This window comes from Nocardioides terrigena (genome assembly GCF_003047265.1).
Lineage (GTDB): Bacteria > Actinomycetota > Actinomycetes > Propionibacteriales > Nocardioidaceae > Nocardioides > Nocardioides terrigena.
Map to the genome: position 1 here is coordinate 416402 of NZ_PZYY01000002.1, position 26780 is coordinate 443181.

Here is a 26780-nt window from a genome sequence, read left to right on the forward strand (position 1 = left end):
GCGTGAAACGGCTGGGCGTGACGACCGAGGACGAGCAAGAGGCGGCCATCGACGCAGCGGCGGCTGCCCTGCGGCGGGGCCTGCTCGTCGTGCTGCCGACCGACACCGTCTACGGCATCGCGGCGGACGCGTTCGAGCCCGACGCCGTCCAGGCGCTGCTCGACGCCAAGGGCCGCGGCCGCGACATGCCCCCGCCGGTGCTCGTGAGCACCGCGACGACCCTCGACGCCCTGGCCGTCGGGGTGCCGGACTACGCCCGTGCGCTCGTCGAGCGCTTCTGGCCCGGCCCGCTGACGATCGTGTGCCGCCAGCAGACGTCGCTGCAGTGGGACCTGGGGGAGACCCGCGGCACGGTCGCGGTGCGGATGCCCGACCACGAGCTCGCGCTGGCTCTGCTGGAGCGCACCGGCCCGCTGGCCGTGAGCTCGGCCAACACCACGGGCCGCCCGCCGGCCCGCGACGCCGACGAGGTCGAGGAGATGCTCGGCGCCGACGTCGAGGTCGTCATCGACGGTGGCCCGGCCCTCGGCGGGGAGGCGTCGACGATCGTCGACTGCACCGGCCCGCACGGCCGCATCCTGCGCCGGGGTGCGCTCTCGCTCGACCAGCTCAACGAGGCCCTCGAGACGCTCGGCGTGACCCTCACCGACGAGCCCTGATGCGCGAGTACCTCCTCGTCTTCCTGGTGGCCGGCACCTCCACCTACCTGCTGACCGTCATCGCCCGGGAGATCGCCCTGCGTAGCGGGGCGGTGGCCGCGGTCCGGGACCGCGACGTGCACGACGCGCCGATCCCCTACCTCGGCGGACTGGCGATGCTGGGCGGACTCGTCGCGGCCTACCTGGTGGCCCGCGAGCTGCCGTTCCTGTCCCGCAGTGACCCGTTCGTCTTCCGGGACGCGGGCGTCGTGCTGGTCGCCGGCGCGCTCATCTGCGCCGTGGGGGTCGTCGACGACATCTTCGAGATCGACGCGCTCACCAAGCTCGGGGGCCAGGTCCTCGCCGCGGGTCTGCTCGTCTACTTCGACGTGCGCTTCTACTACCTGCCCGGCAGCGACGGCTCCCAGTTCCTCCTGGACCCCACCCAGGGTGCCCTCCTCACCGTCATCGTGGTGGTGGCGACCATCAACGCCGTCAACTTCGTCGACGGTCTCGACGGCCTGGCCTCCGGAGTGGTCTGCATCGGCGCGGTGGCGTTCTTCGTCTTCTGCTACGTCCTCACCGCGCAGAAGGACCTCACCCTGGCCACCACGGGGGCCCTCCTCAGCGCCGCGCTGGCCGGGGTCTGCGCGGGCTTCCTGCCGCACAACTTCCACCCGGCCCGACTCTTCATGGGGGACTCCGGCTCGATGCTGCTGGGGCTCGTGTTCTCGGCGAGCACCCTGACCCTCACCGGGCAGTTCAACGGCACCGACATCTCCTCGGACGGCAACAGCATCTTCGTCGCGGTGCTGCCGGTCCTGCTGCCGGTGTCCCTGCTGATGGTGCCGGTCGCCGACCTCGTGCTCGCCGTCGTACGACGCACGCGCGCGGGCCGCTCGCCGTTCGCCCCTGACAAGCAGCACCTGCACCACCGCCTGCTGGAGATCGGGCACTCGCAGCGACGGGCGGTGCTCATCATGTGGCTGTGGGCCGGGCTCGTCTCCTGCGGGGCGGTGCTGACCAGCCTCTACAGCGGTCCGTGGATGTGGTGGAGCCTCGGCACGATGTTCGCGCTGACCGTCGCCCTCACCTTCCTCGTCCCGGTGCTCAAGAAGCCCGGCCACCCCGGGACGGAGATCGTCGGTTCGGAGCCCACGGGGACTTTGTGATAGTTTTCACGAGCGGTCGGAGAGGTGTTCCGACCGCCCCGCAGCACCCTTGACAGACCCCCTCCACAGGACGGCCGCCACCATGACGACCGAGTCGAAGCAGGACACCCGACCGGGTGCCTCCGTGCTCCTCGGGGCGGCCGGCGCGGCGCTCGTGGCGGGTCTCGTGATGACGCTCGTCGCCTGGCTGGTCGCCGACGCCACCGCGGTCCGCAGCGTCCTGCTGAGCACCCTGCTGGTCGTGGTGGTGATCGGCTTCGGCGTCTTCGTGCTCAACACGGTGGCCTCGGTCATGCCGGGGGCCACGGTGCTCGTGGCGCTCGTGACCTACGCGCTCCAGCTGGTCGTGATGGCCGCCGTCGTGCTCCAGCTCGTGCGCAGCGGGATGATGGCCGACACCCTCGACCGACGCTGGTTCGGGGGAGGCGTCGCGGTGACCACGCTGGCGTGGATGGTGGCCCAGATCGTGGCCGCCACGCGGGCGCGGATCCCCGTCTACGACCTCCCGGAGGCGGGTGCGTGATGACCCACCACACCTGCTATCGTCCGGTTCGCGATGGCTCAGCGGAAGGCTCCGTCGATGCACTCGGACGAACCCCCTCACGGCGACCCCTGGTTGGCGTTCTCTTACCTCGTCTCGGGTGCAGCGGTCTACGGCCTCATCGGTTGGGGTCTCGATCGGTGGCTGGGCACGAGTTTCCTGGTCGCGGTCGGGATCCTGTTCGGGGTCGCGCTGGCGATCTACATGACTTTTGGTCGGTTCGGCGGGCTTGCCTCGCGGCAGGACAAGCAGAGCTAAGGCAGGAGAGAGAGTGAGCGTGCACGTGAGCCTGAGCGAGGCGACACCCGTAGCGGCGGAGGGTGGCGACGGTGGTTTCATCGCGCCCGGACCCGGCAGCTTCGAGCTGCCGCCGGTCTTCGAGGTCGCCGGCTTCGGCGTGACCAAGCCGATGCTGCTGCTGATCCTCTCGGCGGTCCTCATCCTGGCCTTCACGATCGCGGCCTCCCGCAACGCGCAGATGGTGCCGGGTCGGCTCCAGTTCGCGGGCGAGACGGTCTACGGCTTCGTGCGCAACACACTGGCCCGCGACAACATCGGCAGCGAGCACTTCATGAAGTTCGTGCCCTACCTGTTCTCGCTGTTCATGTTCATCCTGGTGAACAACTACTACGGCATCTTCCCGTTCCTGCAGTTCCCCACGATGTCGCGCATCGGGTTCGTCATACCGCTGGCCCTCATGTCGTGGCTGATCTACGTCGGTGCCGGCATGTGGAAGCACGGGGTGTTCGGATACTTCAAGCACGCCACGATGCCCTCAGGCGTCGGCGGCCCGATCCTGATCCTGCTGGTCCCGCTGGAGTTCTTCTCCAACATCCTCGTCCGCCCGGTCACGCTCACGCTGCGTCTGTTCGGCAACATGTTCGCCGGCCACCTGCTGCTGATCCTGTTCGCGACCGGCGGTGCGGCCCTGCTCACCAGCGGCAACGCGCTGTACGCCGGCGTGGGCATCCTGTCGTTCGCCCTCGGTATCGGGGTCAGCTTCCTGGAGATGCTGGTGATGTTCCTCCAGGCGTACGTCTTCACCCTGCTCAGCTCGATGTACATCGGGGAAGCGCTCGCGGACGAGCACTGACCCACCACAAGTTTCGCCAAACAGCGGCGCGATGGACGCGTCGCCGACGAAAGGAAAAGCCGTGGAAGGCTCCATCAACATGATCGGCCTCGGCCTCTCCGCCATCGGTCCCGGTGTCGGTATCGGCCTGATCTTCGCCGCGTTCATCAGCGGTGTCGCCCGTCAGCCCGAGGCCCAGAGCCGCCTGCAGTCGATCGCCATCCTTGGCTTCGTTCTCGCTGAGGCACTCTTCATCATCACCGTCGCGCTCGCGTTCGTCCTGCCCATCTGACGACCGTCCCCGCAGTAGGGAGATCACCTGTGTTCACCGTTGTCCAGGCGGCTGAAGAGGCGCACAACCCGCTACTTCCGGTCGTTTCGGAGATCGTGCTGGCGCTGATCGTCTTCGCGATCTTGTTCTTCGCGATCCGCAAGTACGTCGTGCCGAGCTTCGAGAAGACGTTCGCCGAGCGCACCCAGGCGATCGAGGGCGGGCTGAGCGCGGCCGAGACCAAGCAGGCCGAGGCCGACGCCAAGCTCGCCGAGCTCGAGAAGCAGCTCGCCGACGCCCGGCACGAGGCCGCCCGCATCCGCGAGGAGGCTCGAGAGCAGGGCGCCCAGATCGTCGTCGAGATGCGCGAGCAGGCCCAGGCCGAGTCCTCGCGCATCATCGAGCACGGCAAGACGCAGATCGAGGCCGAGCGCCAGCAGGCGGTCACCTCCCTGCGGGCCGAGGTCGGCGCCCTGGCGACGACCCTCGCCGGTCGCATCGTCGGTGAGAGCCTGGACGACGAGGCTCGCCAGAGCCGGGTCGTCGAGCGCTTCCTCGCCGACCTCGAGTCCGACGGCTCGACCACCACCGGGAGCGGGGTCAACTGATGGCAGGCGCCCTGCGTGGAGCGTCCGCCGACGCCCTGGCAGCCCTCACCAGCGAGCTGGAGAGCACGCTGCGGGGCGGCGCGGACGCGAGCCGCATCGGTGACGACCTCTTCATGGTCTCGTCGGTGCTGCGCTCGGAGGCGGCGCTGCGGCGGGTCGCGACGGACGCGTCCGTCGACGCGTCCGCCAAGGCCGGCCTGGTCTCCGAGATCTTCGGCGGCAAGGTCGACCGGGGCACGATGGACCTGCTCGCGTCGGCCGTCGGCCGTCGCTGGACGGTCTCGCGGGACCTGGCCTACGCCCTCGAGCACCTCAGCGAGGTCGCCGTGGTCCGCTCGGCCGGTGACGACTCCGGTCGTCTCGCCGACGAGCTGTTCGCGTTCGGTCGGGCGGTCAACGACAACCCCGGGCTGCGTGACGCCCTGTCCGACCCCTCGCGGTCGCAGGCCGACAAGGCAGCCCTGGTGCGGTCGCTCCTCGACGGCAAGGCCCTCCCGGCGACGGTGACCCTGGCCCAGCAGTCGCTGGCCGGGACCTACCGCACCGTGGCGGCCGCGCTCGCGACGTACCAGCAGGTGGCGGCCACCGTGCACGGCCAGCGCGTCGCCACCGTCCGGGTGGCGCACGCGCTGTCCGATGCCGACCGCCAGCGCCTCACCGACGCGCTGTCGCGGCAGTACGACCGCCAGATCCACCTCAACGTGGTGGTGGACCCCGATGTCCTCGGCGGCATCAAGGTCGAGGTCGGCGACGACGTCATCGACGGCACCGTCGCCAACCGCCTCGACGAGGCCCGGCGCAAGCTCGCCGGCTGACGACTCCGCCCCTCACCACCCCGCACCCACCTAGAACTTTTCGAGCAGACGAGAGTAAGGAAGACAGATGACGGAGCTTTCGATCCGTCCGGACGAGATCCGGGACGCGCTGCAGCGCTTCGTGTCCGACTACAAGCCTGAGTCGGCCAGCAAGGAAGAGGTCGGCACCGTCGCCGAGGCGGCGGACGGCATCGCCCGCGTCAGCGGCCTGCCCTCCGTGATGGCCAACGAGCTGCTCGAGTTCGAGGACGGCACGCTGGGCATCGCGCTCAACCTCGACACGCGCGAGATCGGCGTCGTGGTCCTGGGTGACTTCGACAAGATCGAGGAGGGCCAGTCCGTGCGTCGTACGGGCGAGATCCTCTCGGTCCCGGTCGGCGACGGCTACCTCGGACGCGTCGTGGACCCGCTCGGCACCGCCATCGACGGCCTGGGCGAGATCACCCCGCTCGAGGGTCGTCGTGCGCTCGAGCTCCAGGCTCCCGGCGTCATGGTGCGCAAGTCGGTGCACGAGCCGCTGGCGACCGGCATCAAGGCGATCGACGCCCTGACGCCCATCGGCCGCGGCCAGCGCCAGCTCATCATCGGTGACCGGTCGACGGGCAAGACGACGATCGCGATCGACACGATCATCAACCAGAAGGCCAACTGGGAGTCCGGTGACCCGGACAAGCAGGTGCGCTGCATCTACGTCGCCATCGGCCAGAAGGGCTCGACCATCGCCGCGGTGCGTGGCGCCCTCGAGGAGGCCGGCGCGCTGGAGTACACGACGATCGTCGCGTCCCCCGCCTCCGACTCCGCCGGCTTCAAGTACCTCGCCCCCTACACCGGCTCGGCCATCGGCCAGCACTGGATGTACGACGGCAAGCACGTCCTGATCGTCTTCGACGACCTGACCAAGCAGGCCGAGGCCTACCGCGCCGTGTCGCTGCTGCTGCGCCGCCCGCCGGGTCGTGAGGCCTACCCGGGTGACGTGTTCTACCTGCACAGCCGGCTGCTCGAGCGCTGCGCCAAGCTCTCCGACGAGATGGGCAAGGGGTCGATGACCGGCCTGCCGATCATCGAGACCAAGGCCAACGACGTGTCGGCGTTCATCCCGACCAACGTCATCTCGATCACCGACGGCCAGATCTTCCTGCAGTCGGACCTGTTCGCGGCCAACCAGCGCCCCGCCATCGACGTGGGTGTCTCGGTCTCGCGCGTGGGTGGATCGGCCATGACCAAGGCGATGAAGGCCGTCACCGGCTCGCTCAAGGTCGACCTGGCGCAGTTCCGCGCCATGGAGGCCTTCGCCATGTTCGCCTCGGACCTCGACGCGGCCTCGCGCCAGCAGCTCGACCGCGGTCAGCGCCTGATGGCCCTGCTCAAGCAGCCGCAGTACTCGCCGTACCCCGTCGAGGAGATGACCGTGTCCCTGTGGACCGGCACCTCGGGCCGCCTGGACAAGGTGCCCACCGACGACGTGCTCCGCTTCGAGAACGAGTTCCTCGACTACCTGCGTCGCAGCCACGAGGGCATCCTCGCCGGCATCCGCGAGTCGCAGAAGTTCGAGGACTCCACCGAGTCGGAGCTCGAGAAGGCGTACGACTCCTTCCTCGACCAGTTCGAGACCTCGGACGGCCAGAGCATCAAGGCCGGCAAGGAGGAGCACGTCGCTCTCGAGGACGAGGACGTCGAGCAGGAGCAGATCGTCAAGCAGAAGCGGAGCTGACGATGGCTCTCTCGGTACGTGAGTACCGCGCGCGGATCAAGTCGACGGAGTCGATGAAGAAGATCACGCGTGCCATGGAGCTCATTGCCGCGTCCCGCATCATCAAGGCGCAGCAGCGGGCCCAGTCGGCCGCGCCGTACGCCCGTGAGCTCACGCGTGCGGTCTCGGCCGTCGCGACCTTCTCCAACGTCGACCACGCGCTGACGGTGGAGCCCGAGGACCCCAAGAAGGCGGCGATCCTGATCGTCACCTCCGACCGGGGTCTCGCGGGTGCCTACTCCTCGAACGTCCTCAAGGAGGCCGAGCGCCTCGTCGAGAAGCTCAAGGAGGAGGGCAAGGAGGTCGACATCTACGTCTCCGGCCGCAAGGGCGAGGCCTACTTCAAGTTCCGGCAGCGCCCCGTGGTGCAGTCGTGGACGGGCTTCTCCGACCAGCCGACGTACGACGTCGCCAGCGACATCGGCTCGACGCTGATCTCGGCGTTCCTCAACGAGACCGGTGGGGAGCCCGAGGAGGGCACCGCGCCGGGTGTCGACGAGGTGCACGTGGTCTACACGCGCTTCCGCTCGATGCTGGCCCAGGAGCCGGTGGCGTTGCGCATGCTGCCGCTGGAGGTCGTGGAGGGCGAGGAGAAGCCCACCGAGGCCGAGCTGCTGCCGCTCTACGAGTTCGAGCCCTCGCCGTCCGAGGTGCTCGACTCCCTGCTCCCGCGCTACGTCCAGAGCCGGATCTTCTTCGCCCTGCTGCAGGCGGCCGCCTCCGAGCTGGCCGCCCGTCAGAAGGCGATGAAGTCCGCCACGGACAACGCCGACGAGCTCATCAAGAAGTACAAGCGCATCGCCAACCAGGCACGCCAGGCTGGCATTACCCAGGAAATCAGCGAGATCGTCGGTGGCGTCAACGCCCTTGCCGACGCACAAGCCGGGAGTGAGTGAACATGACTGCCACTGTTGAAGAGACGACCCACCAGGCCGGCGGCTCGGTCGGCCGCATCGCCCGCGTCATCGGGCCGGTCGTGGACATCGAGTTCCCGTCCGACGCGATGCCGCCCATCTACAACGCACTGACGTGCGAGTTCGAGCTCGGCGGCGAGAAGCAGTCGATCATCCTCGAGGTCGCCCAGCACATCGGCGACGGCATGGTCCGCGCCATCTCGATGAAGCCCACCGACGGCCTGGTCCGCGGTGGCCAGATCACCGACACCGGTGCCTCCATCACGGTGCCCGTGGGCGACGTGACGCTGGGCAAGGTGTTCAACACCACCGGTGACTGCCTCAACCTCGCCGAGGGCGAGACGCTGGACGTCAAGGAGCGGTGGGGCATCCACCGCAAGGCGCCCGCGTTCGACCAGCTCGAGTCGAAGACGCAGATGTTCGAGACCGGCATCAAGGTCATCGACCTGCTCACCCCCTACGTGCAGGGCGGCAAGATCGGCCTGTTCGGTGGTGCCGGCGTCGGCAAGACGGTGCTCATCCAGGAGATGATCGCCCGGGTCGCCAAGGACCACGGTGGTGTGTCGGTGTTCGCCGGTGTCGGCGAGCGCACCCGCGAGGGCAACGACCTCATCGTCGAGATGGAGGAGGCCGGCGTCATCGGCCAGACCGCCCTCGTCTTCGGCCAGATGGACGAGCCGCCGGGCACCCGCCTGCGCGTCGCGCTGTCGGCCCTCACGATGGCGGAGTACTTCCGCGACGTGCAGAAGCAGGACGTGCTGCTCTTCATCGACAACATCTTCCGCTTCACCCAGGCCGGTTCCGAGGTCTCCACGCTGCTCGGTCGCATGCCGTCCGCGGTGGGCTACCAGCCCAACCTGGCCGACGAGATGGGCCAGCTGCAGGAGCGCATCACCTCGACGCGTGGTCACTCGATCACCTCGCTGCAGGCGATCTACGTGCCCGCGGACGACTACACCGACCCCGCGCCGGCCACGACGTTCGCCCACCTCGACGCCACCACCGAGCTCTCGCGAGAGATCGCCTCGCTCGGTATCTACCCCGCGGTGGACCCGCTGACGTCGACCTCGCGCATCCTCGACCCGCAGTACATCGGCGACGAGCACTACCGCTGCGCGGTCCGGATCAAGCAGATCCTCCAGCGCAACAAGGAGCTCCAGGACATCATCGCCATCCTCGGTGTCGACGAGCTCTCGGAGGAGGACAAGATCATCGTGTCCCGGGCGCGCCGCATCCAGCGCTTCCTCTCGCAGAACACCTACGTGGCCAAGCAGTTCACCGGCATCGAGGGCTCGACGGTCCCCGTGGGCGACACCATCGAGGCGTTCAACAAGATCGCGGACGGCGAGTACGACCACGTCGCCGAGCAGGCGTTCTTCATGTGCGGTGGTCTCGACGACGTCGAGGCCAAGTGGGCTGAGATCCAGAAGACGCTCTGATGGCCGACTACGGGAGCCTCCAGGTCGAGCTGGTCGCGGCCGACCGCCTGGTGTGGTCGGGCGAGGCCAAGATGGTCATCGCCCGCACCACGGAGGGCGACGTCGGCATCCTGCCCGGGCACGCGCCGATGCTCTCGGTGATCATCGAGGGTGTCGTCGACGTGCAGACCGCCGAGGGCGAGACGTGGATCGCGGCCGTGGACGCCGGCTTCCTGTCGGTGGCCAACAACCGGGTCTCGATCCTGTCGGAGCACGCGGAGATGTCCCACGAGATCGACCTGGAGAAGGCACGCCAGGACCTCGAGCGGGCGCAGTCCAGCGGCGAGAACGACGACGCCGCCCAGGAGGCTGTCCGTCGCGCCGAGGCCCGCATCCGGGCCGTCGAGCGGGCGTCCTGACGGACTGACGAAGACCTGACGCTAGGGTGAGCGCACGGACCTCTCGGTCCGTGCGCTCACTGCGTTCGGCGGTGGCAACAGGGAGGCGTGGATGCCGGTGTGGCAGTGGCTGCTCGAGTTCGCGGGCGTCCTGCTGGTCCTGCCCCTGCTGTACGGCGTCGCCCTGATCGTGCGCCGTCGCTTCCTGTCCCGCAACGGCGGCACGTTCGAGCTGAGCTACCGCATGCGCACCACCCACCCGGGCCGCGGCTGGCTGCTGGGCCTGGGTCGCTACAGCGGTGACTCCCTGGAGTGGTTCCGGATCTTCTCGCTCTCGCCGAGGCCGCGGATGTCCTGGTCACGCCAGCAGATGACCTACTCCGGACGCCGCGACCTCGTCGGTGCCGAGGAGATGTCGCTGTACGCCGGACACGTCGTCGTGTGCTGCTCAACGCCCGCCGGGGGACCGTTCGAGATCGCCATGAGCGAGGCCTCGCTCACCGGCTTCCAGGCCTGGATCGAGGCCGGCCCGCCCGGCGCCGACTGGGACCGCAACCGCAACCGGGCCTGACCGCAGCCCCTCCTCGCCGGTCTCAGGCGCTCCGGGCCGGTCCCGTCGAGGCGCCCACGCGCAGCTCGACCGGCAGCACCACGTCGGGTGCCGGCTCCCCGGCGACGAGGGCGAGCAGGGCGGTCGCGGTGGCGTGACCCTTGTCGCGCAGGGGCTGGACCACCGTCGTGAGCTCGAGGTCGAGCCACGGGGTCGGCACGCCGTCGAAGCCGGCGACGCTGAGGTCGCCGGGGACGTCGAGCCCGAGCCGACGGGCCTCGGCCACGACCGCCGCCGCCTGCACGTCGCTCTGGCACACGACGGCCGTCACGCCGGGTCCGCCGGCCAGGTAGTCGGCGGCGAGCCGCTGGGCCGAGGCGGTGTCGCTGGGGCACGCCCCGATCACCTCGGCCTCCGGGAAGACCTCGCGCAGGCCGGCGAGGCGCTCGCGCTGGGGGTGGGACGGCTCGAGCGTGAGGGTGGCGACCCGCTCGTGGCCGAGGTCGGCCAGGTGCCGGGCGAGCACTGCGGAACCGGCGCGGCTCTCCACGTCGACGGACGTCGCCCCCGGCCAGTCGGGACCCTCGACCACCACGATCGGGACCCCGCGCGCCGCGTAGTCGTCGTACGCCGGCCAGGACTCGCGCCCGCAGATGTTGTAGACGATCCCGTCGAGGGGGAGCAGCGGCTGCTCGTGGACGTCGGAGTCACCCATGAGCAGCAGCCCGAGGCCGGCGGCGCCGAGCACCTCGGAGACGGCGTCGAGCATCGGCAGGGCGGCCGGGTCGCGGAAGGCCGTGCTGATCGGCCCGAGGGCGATGCCGACGACGCCGCTGCGGCCCTGGCGCAGGTGCCGGGCGATCGGGTTGGGGCCGGGGTAGCCGAGGGCGGTGGCCGCGTCGAGGACGCGCTGACGGGTGGTCCCGGAGACCGGCTTGTTGCCGGAGAAGGCCAGCGACGCCGTGGACAGGGACACGCCGGCGGCACTCGCGACGTCCGCGAGGGTCGGGATGCGAGTTGGTCCGTCCATGGCGGAGAGGGTACCGTCGAATCGATTCGATCGAAACGTTTCGACCAGGAGTGCGCTCGTGCCCCAGCTCATCGCCGCCCGCAACGCCGTCGGGCTGGCCTTCATCCTCAACGGACTCTGTTTCGCCAGTTGGGTGTCCCGCATCCCGGAGGCGCGCGACGGGTTCGGGCTGAGCAACGGCGGGCTGGGCGTGCTGCTCCTCATGATCGCCATCGGCTCGCTCGTGGCCCTGCCGTCGACCGGCGCTGCGATCGGGCGGTGGGGCACCGTCCGGGTGCTGCGCGCCGGTGCCGTCGTGGCCGCGGTCGGGCTCGGCACCGCCGGGCTCGCGCTCGGTGACTCGCTGGTCGTCACCGGCGTCGCGCTGCTGTTCTACGGCGTCGGCATCGGCGTGTGGGACGTGGCCATGAACGTGGAGGGCGCCGAGGTCGAGAGGCGTCTCGGTCGCACCGTGATGCCGCGCTTCCACGCCGGCTTCAGCCTCGGCACGGTCGTCGGGGCGCTGGCCGGTGCCGGGCTGGTCGCCCTCGACGTGCCGAGTGCGCCGCACCTCGTCCTCGTGGTCGTGGTCTCGGCCGCCGTGGTCTGGCGGGGCGCGGCCGCGTTCCTGCCGGTGCCGGAGGTCGAGGAGTCGGGTCGGACCTCCGCCGCCCGCGCCTGGCTCGAGCCGCGGACCCTGCTCATCGGCGTGATGGTGCTGGCCCTGGCGATGACCGAGGGCACCGCCAACGACTGGCTCGCGGTCGCCCTCGTCGACGGGTACGACGTGTCGCACGCGGTCGGCGTGGCCGGCTTCGGGCTCTTCGTCGCCGCGATGACCGCCTGCCGCTTCGCCGGCACCCACCTCCTGGACCGGTGGGGGCGCACGGCCGTGCTCTGGTCGACGATGGCCGCCGCCGGCCTGGGCGTCCTGCTGATCGTGCTCGGCGGCCACCCGGCGCTCGTCGTGGCGGGCATCGTCCTCTGGGGTGCGGGTGCGTCCCTCGGCTTCCCGGTCGGGATGAGTGCCGCCGCGGACGACCCGGCCCGGGCCGCGGCGCGGGTGAGCGTCGTCTCGACCATCGGGTACGCCGCCTTCCTCGCCGGCCCCCCGCTCCTCGGCTTCGTCGGCGACCAGGTCGGCACGCTCAACGCTCTGCTCGTGGTCGCCGTCCTGCTCGTCCCGGCGGCGCTCGCAGTCCCGGCCGCGCGCAAGCCCGCTGGCCAGTCGGTCGGCTCGCCGGGCTGACGGAGCCGGCCGGCAGCGCTCGTGGTCCCGGCCGCGCGCAGGCCGGTGAGCCAGTCGGTGGGTTCGTCGGGCTGACGCAGCTGGACCTCGCGCGGCCATGACCCTGCAGCAGGCCCAGGCAACGCTGGACTTCGCGCGGCCATGACTCTGCAGCGGGACTCGTGCGGCGAGCCCGTTCGGGCGGCGCAGCAGTGCGCAGGCTCGGCGGGCGTCGGTCGGGCTCGCTGCTGACGCGGCTGGACCTTGAACTGCCTGACCCCGGCAGCAGGCTCAGGCAGCTCGCCCGAGGAGCATGCGCGCTGCGAGACGCTCGGCCGGCGAGGCGCTGTCACGGTCGATCGGCTGGGCCGGAGCGCGCGACAGGTGTATGTGGCCGGTGGGTGTCGTCAGCGCCACCTCGGTCACGGCCAGAGGATCGGCCACCGGCTCGTGCCGCCATCCGGGTGACTCCTTGGCGTAGTTGCAGCCCTCGCAGAGTCCTTGCGCGTTGTCGGCCGAGGTGGCTCCGCCTCGTGACCGCGCGACGACGTGGTCGCGGTGCCTGATCGGGGCGTTGCAGAACGGGGTGCGGCAGCGTCGGTCGCGCAGGTCCACCAGCTCCGCGAGCGAGCCTCGGAAGAAGCTCGAGGCGGACTCCATCGCGATGAGTGCGCCGGTCCGCGGCATGGCGAACAACCGCTGCACGGTCGAGCCCAGGTGCTGGGCGCCGGCGACGGCCAGCTGGCGGGAGACCGACGCGGGCACGTAGCCGGCGCCATGGACGTAGCCGGGCTCGGTGCTCTCGCCCAGCAGGGTCTCGGCGCTCACGACCACCTTGAGGGCCGTCGGTGCGGGCGTGGTGCGACCGAGGCCGCCCAGGCGCTCGACGAGCGTGTCGGCCAGGAGCTGTCCTCGGCCACGCTCGTCGCCACCGGCCCGCGCCGCCTCGGCCGCGTCGTTGAGCGACGTCATGATCATGGACAGGTCGGTCGCCGGCAGCACCGCACTCAGGTGGCCCATGCCGTCGCCGATGATGCGACCGCTGACGCGCCGCTTGGTCCGGGCTCGTGCGTGGCGGGCCAGCCAGCCCTCCTCGTCGCGGCTCAGCACCTCACGCCGGACGAGGTCGCGGAGGTCTGCGTCGCCCAGCCCGCGGAGGTCGGGACGGATCGCCGCGTCGACGGCCCGTCGCTGCGCGGCGGTGAGGTCGGCCGTCTCGGTCGCGATGATCTCGGCCCGTCGCTCGTTGAGGTCGCCGCGCTCCAGCGCGGCCATCGTCTCCGGGAGGTCGTGGAGGAGGGTTCGGGCGAGCCGCAGCTTGCGGCGTCCCTCGTGCGGCGACTCCCGCCGCGCCAGTCCCAGCTCCATGCTGATGCCGGCGTCGGGGCTCGTCCGCCGCCGGCGCGGCTCCAGCGCCCGACGCGCCTGGTCCTGTGCCTGGCGGTGCTGGTCGATCTCGTGGGCGATGCGGGCCTGGGCGGCGCAGATCGCGGACTTGAGGCGCTCGAGCTCGTCGATCTGGTCGATGCCGTCCCGGGGGTCGCCGGCAGGGGCGATGTCGAGGACCGTCGCTCGAAGGGCGCGCACCACCTCGGCGGGAGCCGGTGGCTCCATGAGGTCGGTGGCGCGCATGTCGAACATGTGTTCGATTCTACGCCTGACGCGCAGGGATGGCAACCCCTCAGGACGTCCTGTGGACGGTCTCTCCGACTCGTCCGCCGGCCGCGGTGGCCAGCACCCGTCGCCCCCGAACGCGTCCTCAGGACGAGCGTCCCGACCGCGCCGGTTGCGTACGCCCGCATGTCCTTCCGGTCGACCAGCACCCGTCGCCCCCGAACGCGTCCTCAGGACGAGCGCCGCGACCGCGCCGGTTGCGTACGCCCGCATGTCCTTCCGGTCGACCGGCACCCGCAGCACGGTGGTGTTGATCGTGGAGTCGGCCGGGCGAGGCGAGCGCCGCCTGCCCGGCGGTGAGCTGGACGTTGCTAGGTTCCGCAGGTGGACATCACGCGCATCGGACCGGCCGACTGGGAGACCTTCCGGGAGGTGCGGCTGGAGTCCCTGGCCGAGTCGCCGGCGGCCTTCGGCTCCCGGCACGCCGACTGGGTCGACGCCCCCGCCGAGCGCTGGCGTTCCCGTCTCACCCAGGTCCCGCTGAACCTCGTGGCACGCAAGGAGACTCACGTGGTCGGAGTCGTCAGTGGGCAGCTCGTCGACGACGACTGGGTGGAGCTGATCTCCATGTGGGTGGCTCCGGCCGCCCGCGGGACGGGTGCTGCCGGCCGGCTCATCGACGGTGTCGTCGAATGGGCCGCCAGTCAGGGGAGAGCGACCTTCCTGATGGTCCGCACCGACAACCAGCGGGCGCGGACGGCGTACGAACATGCGGGGTTCGTGGACGTGGGTGTCCCGGAGGGCTGGCCGGCCGATGGGCCCGAGGAGCGCCGGATGGAGCGGCGCCGGTCGGAGCTCGACGGCCAGCATGGGTGACTCGTCCCCGCCGGCGTTGCCGACCCTCGCGACGGAGCGCCTCGTCCTGCGCCCGGTCTGGCCGACGACCTGGACCTGATGATCGAGCTCAACAGCGACCCGGCCGTCATGACCTTCGTCCGGGGGCCGCGCGGCCACGGTGCAGGAGACGGCCGACGAGTGGCACCAGAGGTGGGAACGCCAGAGCGACCCGGCGCGCGGACTCGGCTACTGGGCGGGCTTCGAGGGGGCGGCCTTCGAGGGCTGGTGGTCGGCGTCGTCGTTCGAGGGGCATCCCGAGGTGTCCGGGGTGGGCTACCGGCTGGCGGCGGCGTCCTGGGGGAGAGGCCTGGCCACCGAGGGTGCCCGGGTGATGCTCGAGCATGCCTTTGCCCGGCCCGAGGTCGACCGGGTCCTCGCCAGCACGATGGCCGCCCACACTGGCTCTCGACGCGTGCTGGAGAAGCTCGGCATGGAGCACACCGCTACCTGGGCAGCGAACGGCAAGGACGACGTCCCGAGCCGACAGGACGGCGAGGTGGGCTACGAGATGACCCGCGCCTCCTGGCAGGCCGGGCAACGACGTGGTCAGTGACCCGGAGGACTCCGACGAGACACGAGGCGGGAGACGGCAGCGAGGGCTGCGACTCCCACGACCCAGGTCAGGCCCACCGCGAAGCTCCGCGAGATGTCGGTCAGCAGCCCCACCGCGGTGAGCGCAATGACACCTACTGCCAGCACCCCGAGGAAGACCACCACGGCACTCGCGATCTCGACCGCCTGTTCCTGGCGCGCCTCTGGTGACCTCATCCCGCCATCGTGCCAGTCCGCAGAGGCTGGGTGCAGGAGTCAGCCCAGCATCCGGCGCATGACGAGGCGCGGCAGCTTGCTGGCCACCGCGTCGGTCTGCCCGACGACCTCGAAGCCCGCCCGCTCGAACATCGCGCGGGTGCCGACGAAGGCCATCGTGGTGTCCATCCGACCCTCCGGGTCGACGGGGTGGGCCTCGACCGCCGGGGCGCCGCGCGAGGCGGCGTACGCGACGGCGCCCTCGATCAGGTGCCCGGTCACGCCCTGCTTGCGGTGGCCGCCGCGGACCACGACGCAGATGATGCTCCAGACGGGCACGTCGTCGACGGGGCGGATCAGCCGGGAGGCGGCGAGCCGGGGGATCTCGTCGCGCGGCGCGACGTGGCACCACCCGACGGGGACGTCGTCGCGGTAGGTCACCACGCCGAACGGCGAGCGCCCGGCCGCCAGGGCCCGGGCGGCGTCCTCTCGGGAGCCGTCGCCGAGCTCCTCGATCTCCTTCACGCGGAGGCGGTGGGAGAGGCACCAGCAGTGCGTGCTGCGCCGGTGGGGGTTGATGACGTCTGCGAAGTCGTCGAAGCGGGCCGCGGTGACCGGGTGGGTCGTCCACGCCGCGGTGTCAGCCATCCTCGAACAACCCCCTGATGTCGTCGGCGCTGATGCCGTGCTCGGAGGCTCCGCCACCGTCGATCACCCGGGCGAAGAGCTCGGCCTTGCGGGCCTTGAGGGCCATGACCTTCTCCTCGATGGTGTCGGTGGCCACGAGCCGGTAGACGTGGACGTGCTTGTCCTGGCCGATGCGGTGCGCCCGGTCGACCGCCTGCGCCTCGGCCGCGGGGTTCCACCACGGGTCGAGGACGTAGACGTAGTCGGCCTCCGTGAGGGTCAGGCCCACACCGCCGGCCTTGAGGCTGATCAGGAAGACCGGCGCCTCGGCCCGGCGGAACGCCTCGATCACGGCCTCGCGGTCGCGGGTGCTCCCGTCCAGCTGGACGGTGGGGATGCCGTCGGCGTCCAGGCGCTCGCGGACCCGGGCGAGGAAGGAGGTGAACGTGCTGAACACCAGGGCCTGGTGTCCCTCGGCGGTCACCTCCGCCAGGTGCTCGGCGAGCAGCGAGACCTTGGCCGAGCCGACGTGGTCGTGGTCGGGGTCGACGAGGGCCGGGTCGAGGGCCAGCTGCCGCAGCTTGGTCAGCGCGCTGAAGATGGCCACCCGGTTGCGGTCGAAGTCCTCGACGAGCCCGAGGATCTTCTGGCGCTCCTTGGCCAGGTGGGTGTCGTAGATCTTGCGGTGCCGCGGCTCCAGGTCGACCTCGAGCACCTGCTCCTGCTTGGGCGGGAGGTCGGCGGCGACGAGCTCCTTGGTGCGACGCAGCAGGAACGGGCGGATCCTCCGGCGGAAGCGGTCCAGCGCCGCCTGGTCGCCGTCCTTCTCGACGGGGCCGACCACCATGTCGCGGAAGCGTCGCGGCACGGGGTAGAGGCCGGGTGCCGTGATGGAGAGCAGGGACCACAGCTCCATCAGCCTGTTCTCGAACGGCGTGCCGGTCACCGCCAGCCGGAAGTCGGCGTCCACGGCGCGGGCGGCGGCGTAGGTCTTGCCCTGGTGGTTCTTGACCTGCTGGGCCTCGTCGAGGACGAGGCCGCTCCACCGGCGCGAGACGAACTGCTCGCGCTCGAGGCGCAGCAGGGCGTAGGTCGTCACCACGACGTCGTGGTCGCGGGCGATGGCGGCGACGTCGTCGGTGCGCCGGCTGACGACCCCCACCCGGAGGCCCGGCGCATGGGTCACCGCCTGCTGGCGCCAGGCGGTCACCACGCTCGTCGGGGCGACCACGAGGAACGGGTCCTCGACCCCTCCGCGGAGGACGGCGTGCTGCACGAGCGCGAGCACCTGCAGCGTCTTGCCCAGCCCCATGTCGTCGGCCAGGATCCCGCCGAGGCCGTGCTGGTGGAGGAAGGCCAGCCACCAGAATCCCTCCAGCTGGTAGGGCCGGAGCGTGGTGGTGAGACCGACGGGGTCGGGCTGGGGGATCTCCGTGAGGTCGCGGAGCGCGACCGCCCGGTCGGCCCACGTCGCGGCCTGCGCGTCGACGACGCCCAGCTCGGTGAGCTCGGCCCACACGCTGAGGTCGGTCGTGCCGACGCTGACCCGGGTGTCGTCACCCTCGCGCAGCTGGGCGGCTGCCGCGACGACCTCGTGCAACCGGGCGAACTCCGGCCGGTCGAGGGCGACGTACAGCCCGCTGGGCAGGACGAGGAACTCGTCGCCGCGGGTCACCGCCGCGAGCACGTCGGGCAGCGGGACCTGCTCACCGTCGACGCTCACCTGCACCTCGAGGTCGAGCCAGTCCGTGTGGTCGGGCTGCCGCTCGGCCAGGGTGAACGCGATCTCCGGGGCGCTCGCCGACTCCCGGAAGTCGGGGGCCTCGACCTCCGTCACCGTGACATCGGGCAGCGTGGCGAGGTGGGGGAGGTCGTGGAGGGCCAGGGACAGCGCGTCGCCGCCCGAGGCCGAGGTGAGGCCCACCAGGTGGTCGGCGACCGTGGCCAGGACGGCGCGCTCCGCCGCCGGGTCGCGCACCCCGCCCAGGGACTCGGGGGACGACGCGTCGCACCGCGCGTCGCCGTAGGCCCACTGCCAGGCCAGGGCGGCGTGCGTCGAGGAGCGCCACGTGACGGTGACGTGCAGGTGGGGGCGCGGTGGTGCGGGCACCTCCAGCGACCCGTCCGAGGACGCGACCTCGACGTGCCGCGTCAGGGGCGCCAGCGCCTCGAGGAAGGTGTCGTGGTCGTCGGGGTCGACCACGAGCGGCGGGCCCACCAGCAGCTCGGCCAGGGCATCGGACAGCGGCTCGGCCAGGTCGGCGAGGAGGAGGTCGTCACCCTCGACCAGCACCAGCGAGGTGACCGGCCGCCCGACCGGGGTGACGAGGTCCCCGCGCCAGCGGCGGTCGTCGACCTCGGCGAGCACCGTGAGCTCCGTGGAGGCGCCCCGGCGGACGAGGTCGGCCGCCACCCGCGCCGGTCGCGAGCTCAGGGAGAGCGAGCCGACGCCGGCGCCGGGCACCAGGGTGACGCCGGCGGCCACGGCAGCGCGCAACGCTGGCACCAGGCGGTCGCCGTAGTCGTCGAGCAGGGGCGCCGAGCCCGACACGAGGTAGGAGTGCATGCTGACCAGCCCTCGCTGCAGCACCTGCAGGGCCTCGACCTGCGCCGGCACGTAGCGGTCCGAGGCGGTGGGTCCGGAGAGGTCCGGCCAGTCGGCCCCGCTGCGTGCCCAGCCCTGGCGTGCGCCCGGTCGCACGGGACGCAGGGTGAAGTCGCCGGGAGTGCCCCGCGACCAGCGGGAGGTGGGCCGCCGGGAGATCTCCAGTCCCAGGGACGTCCCCGCCATCGTCGACCTCGCGCGCCGGTCGAGCTCGCTGCTCAGCCGGGCCAGCCGCTGCTGCCACAGCGGCTGCGACGGCACGGGAGGGGCGCCGCGCAGGCGCAGGGCGACGGCCGCGCCGTGCTTGCACATCCGCGCGACCGGGCACGAGCAGGCGCTGAAGACCCAGTCGGACGTCTCGTTGACCTCGGCGTGGAACTGCACGGCGTACGGCGTCGGGGCGGTGCCCCAGACGTCGGCGGTGACGGTCAGGCTGCTGGAGGTCTCGTGCACGGCCTCCAGTCCCACGACCCCGTCGAGGCAGGCACGGGCACGGACCAGCGTGCCCGGGTCGTAGAACCGGGCCAGGTAGTCGTCGGTCAGCGCGTCGCGGATCCCCATGGCCCGGTCATCGTGGCACCGACCGCGGACATCCCGCAGGGCTCGTCCACAGGGGCCTACTCGCCCCGCTCACCGCCGGGCACCCACAGCACGTCGCCCTGCGCCCGGTTGGCGTGCCGGGCGAGGATGAAGAGCAGGTCCGAGAGCCGGTTGAGGTAGGTGATCGAGAGCTTGTTCATCGACGCCTCGTGCTCGGACCAGGCCGCCCACGCGGACCGCTCGGCACGGCGTACGACGGTGCGCGCGACGTGGAGGTGTGCCGCGCCCGGCGTGCCGCCGTTGAGGATGAAGGACCGCAGGTTGGGCAGCTGCTCGTTGTAGTGGTCGCACCAGCCCTCGAGGCGGTCGACGTAGTCCTGCTCGATGCGCAGCGGCGGGTACTCCGGGTCGGGGACCACGGGCGTGCACAGGTCGGCACCCACGTCGAAGAGGTCGTTCTGCACGTGGGTGAGGACAGCGACCACGTCGTCGTCCAGGTCGCCGAGGGCGAGCGCCAGCCCGAGGTGCGCGCCGGCCTCGTCCACGTCGGCGTACGCGTGCAGCCGGGAGTCGTTCTTGGAGGTCTCGCTCATGTCGCCGAGGCGGGTGGTGCCGGCGTCGCCGGTGCGGGTGTAGATGCGGGTGAGGTTGACCATGCTCCGACCCTATCGATGACCGCGTCCGCAGTCCGACCCGGCAAAAAGGTGAGGCGGCGGTGCAACCAAGTCGGGTAGAACTGCGTCATAGTGAGTGCCACGTCACAGTCTGGGAGTGCCGGGGGGTGCCGACAGAGGGGGAGACACGATGGACATCACGACGAACGGGCCGGTCCTGTCGTTGCACGGTGACTTCGACGTGCGCAGCACGTGGGAGGTCCGCGCCGCCATCTACGACCACCTCGAGGGCTGCCTCGACGAGGACGTCGTCATCGACATGGCCCACGTGGACAACATCGACGTCACCGCACTGCGCGTGCTGGCCGTGGCCACCCGCCAGGCCTGGCTCGACGGGCACCACCTCACCGTCCGCAACTGCGGGCCCGCGGTCCGGCGGATGATGCACCTGACCCGCCTGGCGCGGGCCATCGAGGTCGAGCGGGCCGTCGCCTCCGCCTGATCCGGGTGGGGTTGCTCACATTTCCAACCGGTGACTCACCGGTAACCACGGGCCTACATTGACCCCATGACTGACTCCGAGGCCCAGGTCCCGTCGGCCGCCCCCGAGGCCGCACGTCCCGCGAAGGACCGGCCGTGGGTGATGAGGACGTACGCCGGCCACTCGACGGCCGCGGCCTCCAACGCGCTCTACCGGACCAACCTGGCCAAGGGGCAGACCGGCCTGTCGGTGGCCTTCGACCTGCCGACGCAGACCGGCTACGACCCGGACTCCCCACTCAGCCGCGGTGAGGTCGGCAAGGTCGGTGTCCCGGTCCCGCACCTCGGCGAGATGCGCAGGCTCTTCGAGGACATCCCGCTGACCGGGATGAACACCTCGATGACCATCAATGCGACCGCCATGTGGATGCTGGCGATGTACCAGGTAGCCGCCGAGGAGCAGAACGGGCTCACCGCCGGATCCAGCCCCGAGGAGCGCAGCGCGGTGGCGCACCAGCTCGCCGGGACGACGCAGAACGACATCATCAAGGAGTACCTCTCCCGCGGGACCTACGTCTTCCCGCCCGAGCACTCGCTGCGCCTGATCGGCGACATGATCGCCTACACGGTCCACGAGATCCCGAAGTGGAACCCGATCAACATCTGCAGCTACCACCTCCAGGAGGCGGGGGCGACGCCGACGCAGGAGCTCGCCTACGCGCTCTGCACGGCGATCGCCGTCCTCGACCAGGTGAAGGCGTCGGGCCAGGTCGACGAGCAGGACTTCGAGAAGGTCGTCGGGCGGATCTCGTTCTTCGTCAACGCCGGGGTCCGCTTCATCGAGGAGACCTGCAAGATGCGGGCCTTCGTCCAGCTCTGGGACGAGATCACCCGGGAGCGGTACGGCGTGACCGACGAGAAGATGCGCCGCTTCCGCTATGGCGTCCAGGTCAACTCCCTCGGCCTCACCGAGGCCCAGCCCGAGAACAACGTGCAGCGGATCGTCCTGGAGATGCTCGGCGTGACGCTGTCCAAGAACGCCCGGGCGCGCGCCGTACAGCTCCCGGCGTGGAACGAGGCCCTCGGCCTCCCGCGGCCGTGGGACCAGCAGTGGTCGCTGCGGCTGCAGCAGGTGCTGGCCTTCGAGTCCGACCTGCTGGAGTACGACGACATCTTCGACGGCTCGCACGTCATCGAGGCCAAGGTCGCGTCCCTCGTGGAGAGCGCCAAGGCCGAGATCGACCGCGTCCAGGCCCTCGGCGGCGCGATCGCGGCCGTCGAGTCGGGCTACATGAAGCAGGCGCTCGTCAGCGCCCACGCGGCCCGCCGCGCCCGGATCGAGAACGGCGACGAGATCATCGTCGGCGTCAACAAGTACGACACCACCGAGCCGTCGCCGCTGACCGCCAACCTCGACGAGGCCATCATGGCCGCCGACCCGGCCGCGGAGCAGTCCGCGCTGGACTCCGTCGCGGACTGGAAGGCGCAGCGCGACGAGGCCGCGGTGACCGGGGCGCTCGCGACGCTGGCCGCCGACGCCAAGACCGACAAGAACCTCATGCACGCCACCCTGGCCGCCGCCCGCGCGGGCGCGACCACGGGGGAGTGGGCCGGCACGCTGCGCGAGGTGTTCGGCGAGTTCCGCGCCCCGACCGGGGTGAGCGGGGCGGTCGGCGTCGCGGAGGCGGGCGCCGAGCTGGCCGCGGTCCGCGACAAGGTGCGTACGACGGGCGAGGAGCTCGGCGGCCGGCTGCGGCTGCTCGTCGGCAAGCCCGGCCTCGACGGACACTCCAACGGCGCCGAGCAGGTCGCCGTCCGCGCCCGGGACGCGGGCTTCGAGGTGATCTACCAGGGCATCCGGCTCACCCCGGACCAGATCGTCGCCGCTGCGGTGGCCGAGGACGTGCACTGCGTCGGGCTGTCGATCCTGTCCGGCTCGCACATGGAGCTGGTCCCGGACGTCCTCGACGGCCTGCGTGCCGCCGGGCTGGAGGACGTGCCGGTGATCGTCGGCGGGATCATCCCCGAGTCCGACGGCCGACGCCTCGTCGAGCAGGGCGTCGCGGCGGTCTACACGCCCAAGGACTTCGGCCTGACCGAGATCATGGGCGGTATTGTCGACGTCATCCGCAGGGCGCACGACCTCGACTGAGGCCCGCGACCCGGGCGGTCACCAGCCGTGGCTGCCCGGCACGCCCTTGAACGGGCCGACCACCCGGTCGGTGACCCAGCCGCCGTAGAAGCCGCCCTCCTGGGCCCGCACGACCTCGTCGTCGACCAGGCAGGCGTCGACCTGGCCGGGCATCACCGACAGGTGGTCGCGGATCGCCTCGAAGCCGCGTGTCGGGTCGGCGTACGTCCAGGCGGCCCGCCGGGCGGTGGCGGTCGGGGTGACGAGGTCGAAGTACGTCGCCATCCCCTTCCACTCGCAGAAGGTCGTCCCCTCGACGGGTCGGAGCACGCCGGGCGCGAAGGAGTCGCGCGGCAGGTAGTAGGTCGGGGGGTGGCTGGTCTCGAGCACCCGCAGCGACGCCGTGGTGCGGGCGACGACCTCGCCGCCGAGCCGGACCTCGATGGTCTCGGTGCTGGGCTCGACCCGCGGTGGCCGCGGGTAGTCCCACACGGACTCCTGGCCGGGACCGGGGACCTCGGGCGTCACTCTGCGCATGCCTGCCAACGTACGCCGCGCCCGGTCGCGGCTAGCGTGGCGCCATGAGCGACCTGCAGTGCCCGACGCGTGTCTTCCTGGCCCGCCACGGCGAGGCCGACTACGAGACCGACCTGGTCACCGACGACGGCGGATCGCTGAGTCCCGCGGGCCGCCGGCAGGCGCACGAGCTGGGGGAGCGGCTGCGCGGCGAGCGCATCGCCCGGGTCTGGTGCAGCCCGCTGTCGCGGGCCGTGCAGACCGCCGAGATCGCCGCGGCGGTGCTCGGCGTCGACGTCGTGGTGCGCGAGGGCCTGCGGGAGTACGGCGTCGGGTCGCTCGCCGGCACCGCGGCGGACGAGGGCGCGGAGCTCGGCCCCGTCTTCGGGGCCTGGGTCGCGGGGGACGACGCGGCGAGGATCCCGGGCGGCGAGGACGTCGCCGCGATCGCGGCACGGGTGGCCGCTGTGCTGGACGAGGTCCGCGACGCGCATCGCGGCGAGGGCGTCCTGGTCGTCAGCCACGGCGGCGCGATCATGACGACGGTGCCGGTGCTGCTCGCGGCGCCGCGGGCGACGGCGTACGACCTGGTCCTCCCGGGCGGTGGGCACGTCGCGCTCGAGGCGGACGGCTCCGGCTGGCGCGCGGTCTGACCGTCCGGTGAGACGTGGGCAACATGCAGGTAAGCCTTGCCTAACGAGCAGGTAGGGTGCTCCGCATGGGCAAGGTGAAGGGCAAGAAGGCAGGCAAGGGCAAGGTCGCCAGGCTGCCCAAGAAGGAGTGCTGCGTCTCCCGGACGAAGTGCGGCCGCTGCCCCCTGCGGATGCTCAAGGAGGGCACGCTGCCCGACGGCTACACCGTCAAGAAGCGCAAGCTGGTGAAGGTCAAGAAGAAGGTCGGCAAGAAGATCGCCGCCTGACCAGGTCGAGCGGACGCACCTCGACCACCGCCGCCGGCTCGATCGGGCCGTAGACGTGCGGGTAGGTGTCGTCGCCGACCGGCTCGACTCGGACCTCGGCGCCCAGGCGGTCCGGGTCGATGACGAGCAGGACCAGCGGCTCGCCCGCGTCGGCGTAGTAGCGGTCGAACACGGGCTGCACCTGCTCGGTGCGCGCGGCGTGGATGAAGCCCTCCGCCGCCAGCGTCCGTCCCCGGGTGGAGGTCGTGTAGGCGCCGTCGCGCTGCGCGGCCTCCCAGTCGGCGCGGGTGGCGATGTGGAAGATCGGCTGCGTCATGACGGGGCCGTCAGAAGAGCCGGTGCTCGGAGTCGTCCATGCCCCGCAGCGCGTCGTAGTCCACGAGCGCGCAGGAGATGCCGCGGTCGGTGGCGAGCACGCGCGCCTGGGGCTTGATCTCCTGGGCCGCGAAGATGCCCCGGACCGCGCCCTTGCGGGTCAGGGCGGGGTCGCGGTTGAGCAGGTCGAGGTAGCGGGTGAGCTGCTCGACACCGTCGATGTCGCCGCGACGCTTGATCTCGACCGCCACGCTCAGGCCGTCGGCGTCGCGGCACATCAGGTCGACCGGGCCGATCGCGGTCATGAACTCGCGGCGGACGAGCGAGAGGCCCTCGGCGAGCGAGGCGGGGTGCTCGGCGAGCAGCTCCTGGAGGTGCTTCTCGACGCCGTCCTTCTGCAGCCCGGGATCGACGCCGAGGTCGTGGCTGGAGTCGGAGTGCACCTCCTCGATGAGGATGCGGAGGGTGTCGTCGGTCTTGGCCGCGGTCACCGTCCACTCGGGCTGGCCGTCCTCGGTGCTGCCCTCGCGGAAGGTGCACGGCGGCGACATCCAGTTGAGGGGCTTGTAGGACCCGCCGTCGGAGTGCACCAGGACCGACCCGTCGGCCTTGATCATCAGCACCCGGGTGGCCATCGGCAGGTGGGCGGTCAGCCGCCCGGCGTAGTCGACCTGGCAGCGCGCAACGACGATCCTCACGGCGTGGAACCTACCTCCAGGTCCGCCGGCACTCCACGTCAGCCGTTGCGAAGCCGTTGTGAACTCGTCACCCCAGAGGGTGGACATCTGCTGGACTAGTCCAGTTGGGTGGACCGATGGATTCCCACCCCGCCGTCGTAGCCGCGGAGCAAGCCGAGTCCTGGGGGTGGTTGTCCGCCGTCGAGGACGCCATCAACAGTGCCTTCGAGCCGATCTCCACCGCCGTCCAGAACGTGATCTTCTACGCGCCGAACATCGCGGGCCTCGAGGTCCCGCTCATCGTCTTCTGGCTCGTGCTGGCCGCGGCGGTCTTCACCGTCTACTTCCGCGGCATCCAGTTCACCGGGTTCCGGACGTCGCTGGACCTGGTGCGGGGCAAGTACTCCCGGGCCAGCGACCCGGGGGAGGTCACGCACTTCCAGGCGCTGTCGTCGGCCGTGTCCGGCACCGTGGGCCTGGGCAACATCGCGGGCGTCGGCGTCGCGGTCACCATCGGCGGCGCGGGCGCGACGTTCTGGATGATCGTGGCCGGCCTGCTCGGCATGTGCACCAAGTTCGTCGAGTGCACGCTGGGCGTGAAGTACCGCGAGGTCCACGAGGACGGCTCCGTCACCGGAGGTGCCTTCCGCTACCTGCCGATCGCCTTCGAGCGATTCGGGTCGGCGGTGTCGAAGGGTCTCACCCTGGTCTTCGCGGCGGCGCTCTTCCTCTTCGGTGCGGTCGGCGGCAACATGTTCCAGGCCAACCAGACCTTCGCCCAGGCGCGCGAGGTCACCGGCGGTGACGACGGCTACCTCGGGTCGTCGGGGTCGGCCCTGGTCTTCGGCGTCATCCTCGCCATCGGCGTCGGCCTCGTGATCCTCGGCGGCATCACGTCGATCGCCAAGGTCACCTCCCGCCTGGTGCCCGCGATGGCACTGCTCTACCTCGGTGCCTGCTTCCTCGTCATCGCCGGCAACATCGCCAACGTGCCGGAGGCCATCGGCGCGATCATCCAGGGCGCCTTCAACCCCGAGGGGATCGCGGGTGGCGCGATCGGCGTGCTGATCATCGGCTTCCAGCGTGCCGCGTTCTCCAACGAGGCCGGTGTGGGTTCGGCCCCCACCGCCCATGCGGCGGTCAAGACCAAGCACCCCGTCAGCGAGGGCTTCGTCGCCCTCCTGGAGCCCTTCATCGACACCGTCATCGTGTGCACGGCCACGGCCCTGACGATCGTCATCGCCGACACCGCCTACTGGAACGACGCGCAGGCGACGGTGCAGGAGGGCGGGGCCGCTCCGGACGGGGTCGTCGTCACCTCCCGGGCGTTCGAGACCTTCCTGCCCCAGTTCCCCGTGATCCTGGCCATCGCGGTCGCGCTCTTCGCGTTCTCCACGCTGATCACCTGGGCCTACTACTCGATGAAGGCGTGGACCACGCTGTTCGGGCGGACGGACCGCAGCGAGCTCACGTTCAAGATCGTGTTCTGCCTGTTCACCGTCGTCGGCACCGTCCTGACCTTCGACTCCGTGCTGGGCTTCGCCGACGCGATGCTCTTCGTCTGCGCCATCGTCAACCTCCTGGCCTGCTACCTGCTGCTTCCCAAGGTGCGCGAGGAGCTGCGCAGCTTCCGGGCCGGCGTCGCCGACGGCTCGATCGAGGAGGTGCCGGCCGACGAGCGCGCGCACAACTGACGTCGTGGCCGTGCGAGCAT

At 71.1% G+C, this 26780-nt stretch carries 30 protein-coding genes; 21 read left to right on the forward strand and 9 right to left on the reverse strand.

The genetic code is table 11. The annotated features are described in order from the left end of the window. Positions 1-2 precede the first annotated feature (2 nt). The 13 genes from DAE25_RS05975 to DAE25_RS06035 all read left to right on the forward strand — a co-directional run bounded on the left by DAE25_RS05975 (position 3) and on the right by DAE25_RS06035 (position 10168). A complete protein-coding gene (locus tag DAE25_RS05975; RefSeq protein ID WP_056888478.1) occupies positions 3-659 on the forward strand; it encodes an L-threonylcarbamoyladenylate synthase in 657 nt (218 codons plus the stop codon). Then, on the forward strand, positions 659-1810 hold the full coding sequence (locus DAE25_RS05980) for an MraY family glycosyltransferase (RefSeq protein WP_107765290.1): 1152 nt from the start codon (positions 659-661) through the stop codon (positions 1808-1810). The genes DAE25_RS05975 and DAE25_RS05980 overlap by 1 nt, the downstream gene beginning before the upstream one ends. 82 nt (positions 1811-1892) lie before the next feature. Continuing rightward, positions 1893-2333, forward strand: coding sequence for a hypothetical protein (locus tag DAE25_RS05985; protein ID WP_107765291.1), 441 nt, complete (start codon positions 1893-1895; stop codon positions 2331-2333). A 57-nt stretch (positions 2334-2390) separates the two neighbouring features. Then, complete coding sequence (locus DAE25_RS05990) at positions 2391-2609, forward strand: AtpZ/AtpI family protein (RefSeq protein ID WP_107765457.1); 219 nt, start codon at positions 2391-2393, stop codon at positions 2607-2609. 13 nt (positions 2610-2622) lie between these two features. Continuing rightward, positions 2623-3444, forward strand: coding sequence for a F0F1 ATP synthase subunit A (gene atpB / locus DAE25_RS05995; protein ID WP_234410876.1), 822 nt, complete (start codon positions 2623-2625; stop codon positions 3442-3444). Positions 3445-3505: 61 nt separating this feature from the next. After that, positions 3506-3715 carry an ATP synthase F0 subunit C gene (gene atpE, locus DAE25_RS06000; RefSeq protein ID WP_036490454.1) on the forward strand — a complete coding sequence of 70 codons (210 nt, stop codon included), beginning with the start codon at positions 3506-3508 and terminating at the stop codon, positions 3713-3715. Positions 3716-3744: 29 nt separating this feature from the next. After that, positions 3745-4302, forward strand: coding sequence for a F0F1 ATP synthase subunit B (locus DAE25_RS06005; protein ID WP_107765292.1), 558 nt, complete (start codon positions 3745-3747; stop codon positions 4300-4302). Continuing rightward, positions 4302-5117 carry a F0F1 ATP synthase subunit delta gene (locus DAE25_RS06010; protein ID WP_107765293.1) on the forward strand — a complete coding sequence of 272 codons (816 nt, stop codon included), beginning with the start codon at positions 4302-4304 and terminating at the stop codon, positions 5115-5117. The genes DAE25_RS06005 and DAE25_RS06010 overlap by 1 nt, the downstream gene beginning before the upstream one ends. A gap of 67 nt (positions 5118-5184) precedes the next feature. Then, a complete protein-coding gene (gene atpA, locus DAE25_RS06015; protein ID WP_056888473.1) occupies positions 5185-6828 on the forward strand; it encodes a F0F1 ATP synthase subunit alpha in 1644 nt (547 codons plus the stop codon). Positions 6829-6830: 2 nt separating this feature from the next. After that, the gene (locus DAE25_RS06020) at positions 6831-7763 is read left to right on the forward strand and encodes a F0F1 ATP synthase subunit gamma (protein WP_107765294.1); all 933 of its coding nucleotides are present in this window, start codon (positions 6831-6833) and stop codon (positions 7761-7763) included. Positions 7764-7765: 2 nt separating this feature from the next. Then, positions 7766-9220: a F0F1 ATP synthase subunit beta gene (gene atpD, locus DAE25_RS06025; protein WP_107765295.1), complete on the forward strand. Its 1455-nt coding sequence runs from the start codon at positions 7766-7768 to the stop codon at positions 9218-9220. Continuing rightward, positions 9220-9618, forward strand: a complete 399-nt coding sequence (locus DAE25_RS06030; protein ID WP_056888470.1) for a F0F1 ATP synthase subunit epsilon — start codon at positions 9220-9222, stop codon at positions 9616-9618. Before atpD ends, DAE25_RS06030 begins: the two co-directional genes overlap by 1 nt. A gap of 91 nt (positions 9619-9709) precedes the next feature. Continuing rightward, complete coding sequence (locus DAE25_RS06035) at positions 9710-10168, forward strand: DUF2550 domain-containing protein (RefSeq protein WP_056888469.1); 459 nt, start codon at positions 9710-9712, stop codon at positions 10166-10168. Between the two features lie 22 nt (positions 10169-10190). Here the strand turns inward: DAE25_RS06035 and DAE25_RS06040 are convergent, their stop codons facing one another. Then, a complete protein-coding gene (locus tag DAE25_RS06040) occupies positions 10191-11177 on the reverse strand; it encodes a LacI family DNA-binding transcriptional regulator (protein WP_159083604.1) in 987 nt (328 codons plus the stop codon). Positions 11178-11235: 58 nt separating this feature from the next. Between DAE25_RS06040 and DAE25_RS06045 the strand changes: the two genes are divergently transcribed. Next, the gene (locus tag DAE25_RS06045; protein WP_199907452.1) at positions 11236-12405 is read left to right on the forward strand and encodes an MFS transporter; all 1170 of its coding nucleotides are present in this window, start codon (positions 11236-11238) and stop codon (positions 12403-12405) included. Positions 12406-12675: 270 nt separating this feature from the next. Here the strand turns inward: DAE25_RS06045 and DAE25_RS06050 are convergent, their stop codons facing one another. Continuing rightward, complete coding sequence (locus DAE25_RS06050) at positions 12676-14025, reverse strand: HNH endonuclease (protein ID WP_107765298.1); 1350 nt, start codon at positions 14023-14025, stop codon at positions 12676-12678. A gap of 357 nt (positions 14026-14382) precedes the next feature. Here DAE25_RS06050 and DAE25_RS06055 point away from each other — a divergent pair, with 357 nt between their 5' ends. Both DAE25_RS06055 and DAE25_RS06060 read left to right on the forward strand, forming a co-directional pair. Then, complete coding sequence (locus DAE25_RS06055) at positions 14383-14874, forward strand: GNAT family N-acetyltransferase (protein WP_107765299.1); 492 nt, start codon at positions 14383-14385, stop codon at positions 14872-14874. Between the two features lie 139 nt (positions 14875-15013). After that, complete coding sequence (locus DAE25_RS06060; protein WP_107765300.1) at positions 15014-15448, forward strand: GNAT family N-acetyltransferase; 435 nt, start codon at positions 15014-15016, stop codon at positions 15446-15448. Here DAE25_RS06060 and DAE25_RS06065 read toward each other — a convergent pair. Genes DAE25_RS06065 through DAE25_RS06080 form a run of 4 tightly spaced genes read right to left on the reverse strand, consistent with a single transcriptional unit; the run spans position 15442 to position 20070 of the window. Further along, positions 15442-15663: a hypothetical protein gene (locus DAE25_RS06065; protein ID WP_107765301.1), complete on the reverse strand. Its 222-nt coding sequence runs from the start codon at positions 15661-15663 to the stop codon at positions 15442-15444. The genes DAE25_RS06060 and DAE25_RS06065 overlap by 7 nt on opposite strands. Positions 15664-15702: 39 nt before the next feature. Then, on the reverse strand, positions 15703-16290 hold the full coding sequence (locus DAE25_RS06070; protein ID WP_107765302.1) for a GNAT family N-acetyltransferase: 588 nt from the start codon (positions 16288-16290) through the stop codon (positions 15703-15705). After that, entirely contained in the window at positions 16283-19435 is a 3153-nt protein-coding gene (locus tag DAE25_RS06075) for a DEAD/DEAH box helicase (RefSeq protein WP_107765303.1), read from the reverse strand. The genes DAE25_RS06070 and DAE25_RS06075 overlap by 8 nt, the downstream gene beginning before the upstream one ends. Before the next feature lie 56 nt (positions 19436-19491). After that, positions 19492-20070 carry a cob(I)yrinic acid a,c-diamide adenosyltransferase gene (locus DAE25_RS06080; RefSeq protein WP_107765304.1) on the reverse strand — a complete coding sequence of 193 codons (579 nt, stop codon included), beginning with the start codon at positions 20068-20070 and terminating at the stop codon, positions 19492-19494. A gap of 148 nt (positions 20071-20218) precedes the next feature. Here DAE25_RS06080 and DAE25_RS06085 point away from each other — a divergent pair, with 148 nt between their 5' ends. Both DAE25_RS06085 and DAE25_RS06090 read left to right on the forward strand, forming a co-directional pair. After that, on the forward strand, positions 20219-20530 hold the full coding sequence (locus DAE25_RS06085) for an STAS domain-containing protein (protein WP_107765305.1): 312 nt from the start codon (positions 20219-20221) through the stop codon (positions 20528-20530). Between the two features lie 66 nt (positions 20531-20596). Then, complete coding sequence (locus DAE25_RS06090) at positions 20597-22660, forward strand: protein meaA (protein WP_107765306.1); 2064 nt, start codon at positions 20597-20599, stop codon at positions 22658-22660. An 18-nt stretch (positions 22661-22678) separates the two neighbouring features. On the opposite strand, the gene DAE25_RS06095 is transcribed toward DAE25_RS06090, so the two are convergent. Continuing rightward, positions 22679-23176 (reverse strand): DUF427 domain-containing protein, encoded by a 498-nt coding sequence (locus DAE25_RS06095; protein ID WP_107765307.1) that lies wholly within the window; start codon positions 23174-23176, stop codon positions 22679-22681. 44 nt (positions 23177-23220) lie between these two features. Between DAE25_RS06095 and DAE25_RS06100 the strand changes: the two genes are divergently transcribed. Together DAE25_RS06100 and DAE25_RS06105 are read left to right on the forward strand one after the other, a co-directional pair. Further along, positions 23221-23808 carry a histidine phosphatase family protein gene (locus DAE25_RS06100; RefSeq protein ID WP_107765308.1) on the forward strand — a complete coding sequence of 196 codons (588 nt, stop codon included), beginning with the start codon at positions 23221-23223 and terminating at the stop codon, positions 23806-23808. Positions 23809-23873: 65 nt separating this feature from the next. Next, entirely contained in the window at positions 23874-24074 is a 201-nt protein-coding gene (locus DAE25_RS06105; RefSeq protein WP_107765309.1) for a hypothetical protein, read from the forward strand. On the opposite strand, the gene DAE25_RS06110 is transcribed toward DAE25_RS06105, so the two are convergent. After that, positions 24040-24390: a DUF952 domain-containing protein gene (locus DAE25_RS06110; protein ID WP_107765310.1), complete on the reverse strand. Its 351-nt coding sequence runs from the start codon at positions 24388-24390 to the stop codon at positions 24040-24042. The genes DAE25_RS06105 and DAE25_RS06110 overlap by 35 nt on opposite strands. Positions 24391-24400: 10 nt before the next feature. After that, complete coding sequence (nucS, locus tag DAE25_RS06115; RefSeq protein WP_456093763.1) at positions 24401-25174, reverse strand: endonuclease NucS; 774 nt, start codon at positions 25172-25174, stop codon at positions 24401-24403. 29 nt (positions 25175-25203) lie between these two features. Here nucS and DAE25_RS06120 point away from each other — a divergent pair, with 29 nt between their 5' ends. Further along, the gene (locus DAE25_RS06120) at positions 25204-26760 is read left to right on the forward strand and encodes an alanine/glycine:cation symporter family protein (protein WP_107765311.1); all 1557 of its coding nucleotides are present in this window, start codon (positions 25204-25206) and stop codon (positions 26758-26760) included. Positions 26761-26780 lie beyond the last annotated feature (20 nt).

Excerpts from the sequence above, each read along its gene's own strand:
- DAE25_RS06100 (WP_107765308.1), top strand. The coding sequence starts at position 23,221 with ATGAGCGACCTGCAGTGCCCGACGCGTGTCTTCCTGGCCCGCCACGGC.
- DAE25_RS06110 (WP_107765310.1), bottom strand. The coding sequence starts at position 24,390 with ATGACGCAGCCGATCTTCCACATCGCCACCCGCGCCGACTGGGAGGCC.
- DAE25_RS06095 (WP_107765307.1), bottom strand. The coding sequence starts at position 23,176 with ATGCGCAGAGTGACGCCCGAGGTCCCCGGTCCCGGCCAGGAGTCCGTG.
- DAE25_RS06020 (WP_107765294.1), top strand. The coding sequence starts at position 6,831 with ATGGCTCTCTCGGTACGTGAGTACCGCGCGCGGATCAAGTCGACGGAG.
- DAE25_RS06030 (WP_056888470.1), top strand. The coding sequence starts at position 9,220 with ATGGCCGACTACGGGAGCCTCCAGGTCGAGCTGGTCGCGGCCGACCGC.
- nucS (WP_456093763.1), bottom strand. The coding sequence starts at position 25,174 with ATGTCCACCCTCTGGGGTGACGAGTTCACAACGGCTTCGCAACGGCTG.
- atpA (WP_056888473.1), top strand. The coding sequence starts at position 5,185 with ATGACGGAGCTTTCGATCCGTCCGGACGAGATCCGGGACGCGCTGCAG.
- DAE25_RS06070 (WP_107765302.1), bottom strand. The coding sequence starts at position 16,290 with ATGGCTGACACCGCGGCGTGGACGACCCACCCGGTCACCGCGGCCCGC.
- DAE25_RS05990 (WP_107765457.1), top strand. The coding sequence starts at position 2,391 with ATGCACTCGGACGAACCCCCTCACGGCGACCCCTGGTTGGCGTTCTCT.
- DAE25_RS06120 (WP_107765311.1), top strand. The coding sequence starts at position 25,204 with ATGGATTCCCACCCCGCCGTCGTAGCCGCGGAGCAAGCCGAGTCCTGG.
- DAE25_RS06040 (WP_159083604.1), bottom strand. The coding sequence starts at position 11,177 with ATGGACGGACCAACTCGCATCCCGACCCTCGCGGACGTCGCGAGTGCC.
- DAE25_RS06090 (WP_107765306.1), top strand. The coding sequence starts at position 20,597 with ATGACTGACTCCGAGGCCCAGGTCCCGTCGGCCGCCCCCGAGGCCGCA.
- atpD (WP_107765295.1), top strand. The coding sequence starts at position 7,766 with ATGACTGCCACTGTTGAAGAGACGACCCACCAGGCCGGCGGCTCGGTC.
- DAE25_RS06075 (WP_107765303.1), bottom strand. The coding sequence starts at position 19,435 with ATGGGGATCCGCGACGCGCTGACCGACGACTACCTGGCCCGGTTCTAC.
- DAE25_RS06065 (WP_107765301.1), bottom strand. The coding sequence starts at position 15,663 with ATGAGGTCACCAGAGGCGCGCCAGGAACAGGCGGTCGAGATCGCGAGT.
- DAE25_RS06050 (WP_107765298.1), bottom strand. The coding sequence starts at position 14,025 with ATGTTCGACATGCGCGCCACCGACCTCATGGAGCCACCGGCTCCCGCC.
- DAE25_RS06080 (WP_107765304.1), bottom strand. The coding sequence starts at position 20,070 with ATGGTCAACCTCACCCGCATCTACACCCGCACCGGCGACGCCGGCACC.
- DAE25_RS05985 (WP_107765291.1), top strand. The coding sequence starts at position 1,893 with ATGACGACCGAGTCGAAGCAGGACACCCGACCGGGTGCCTCCGTGCTC.
- DAE25_RS06085 (WP_107765305.1), top strand. The coding sequence starts at position 20,219 with ATGGACATCACGACGAACGGGCCGGTCCTGTCGTTGCACGGTGACTTC.
- DAE25_RS06010 (WP_107765293.1), top strand. The coding sequence starts at position 4,302 with ATGGCAGGCGCCCTGCGTGGAGCGTCCGCCGACGCCCTGGCAGCCCTC.
- DAE25_RS06035 (WP_056888469.1), top strand. The coding sequence starts at position 9,710 with ATGCCGGTGTGGCAGTGGCTGCTCGAGTTCGCGGGCGTCCTGCTGGTC.
- DAE25_RS06105 (WP_107765309.1), top strand. The coding sequence starts at position 23,874 with ATGGGCAAGGTGAAGGGCAAGAAGGCAGGCAAGGGCAAGGTCGCCAGG.
- DAE25_RS05980 (WP_107765290.1), top strand. The coding sequence starts at position 659 with ATGCGCGAGTACCTCCTCGTCTTCCTGGTGGCCGGCACCTCCACCTAC.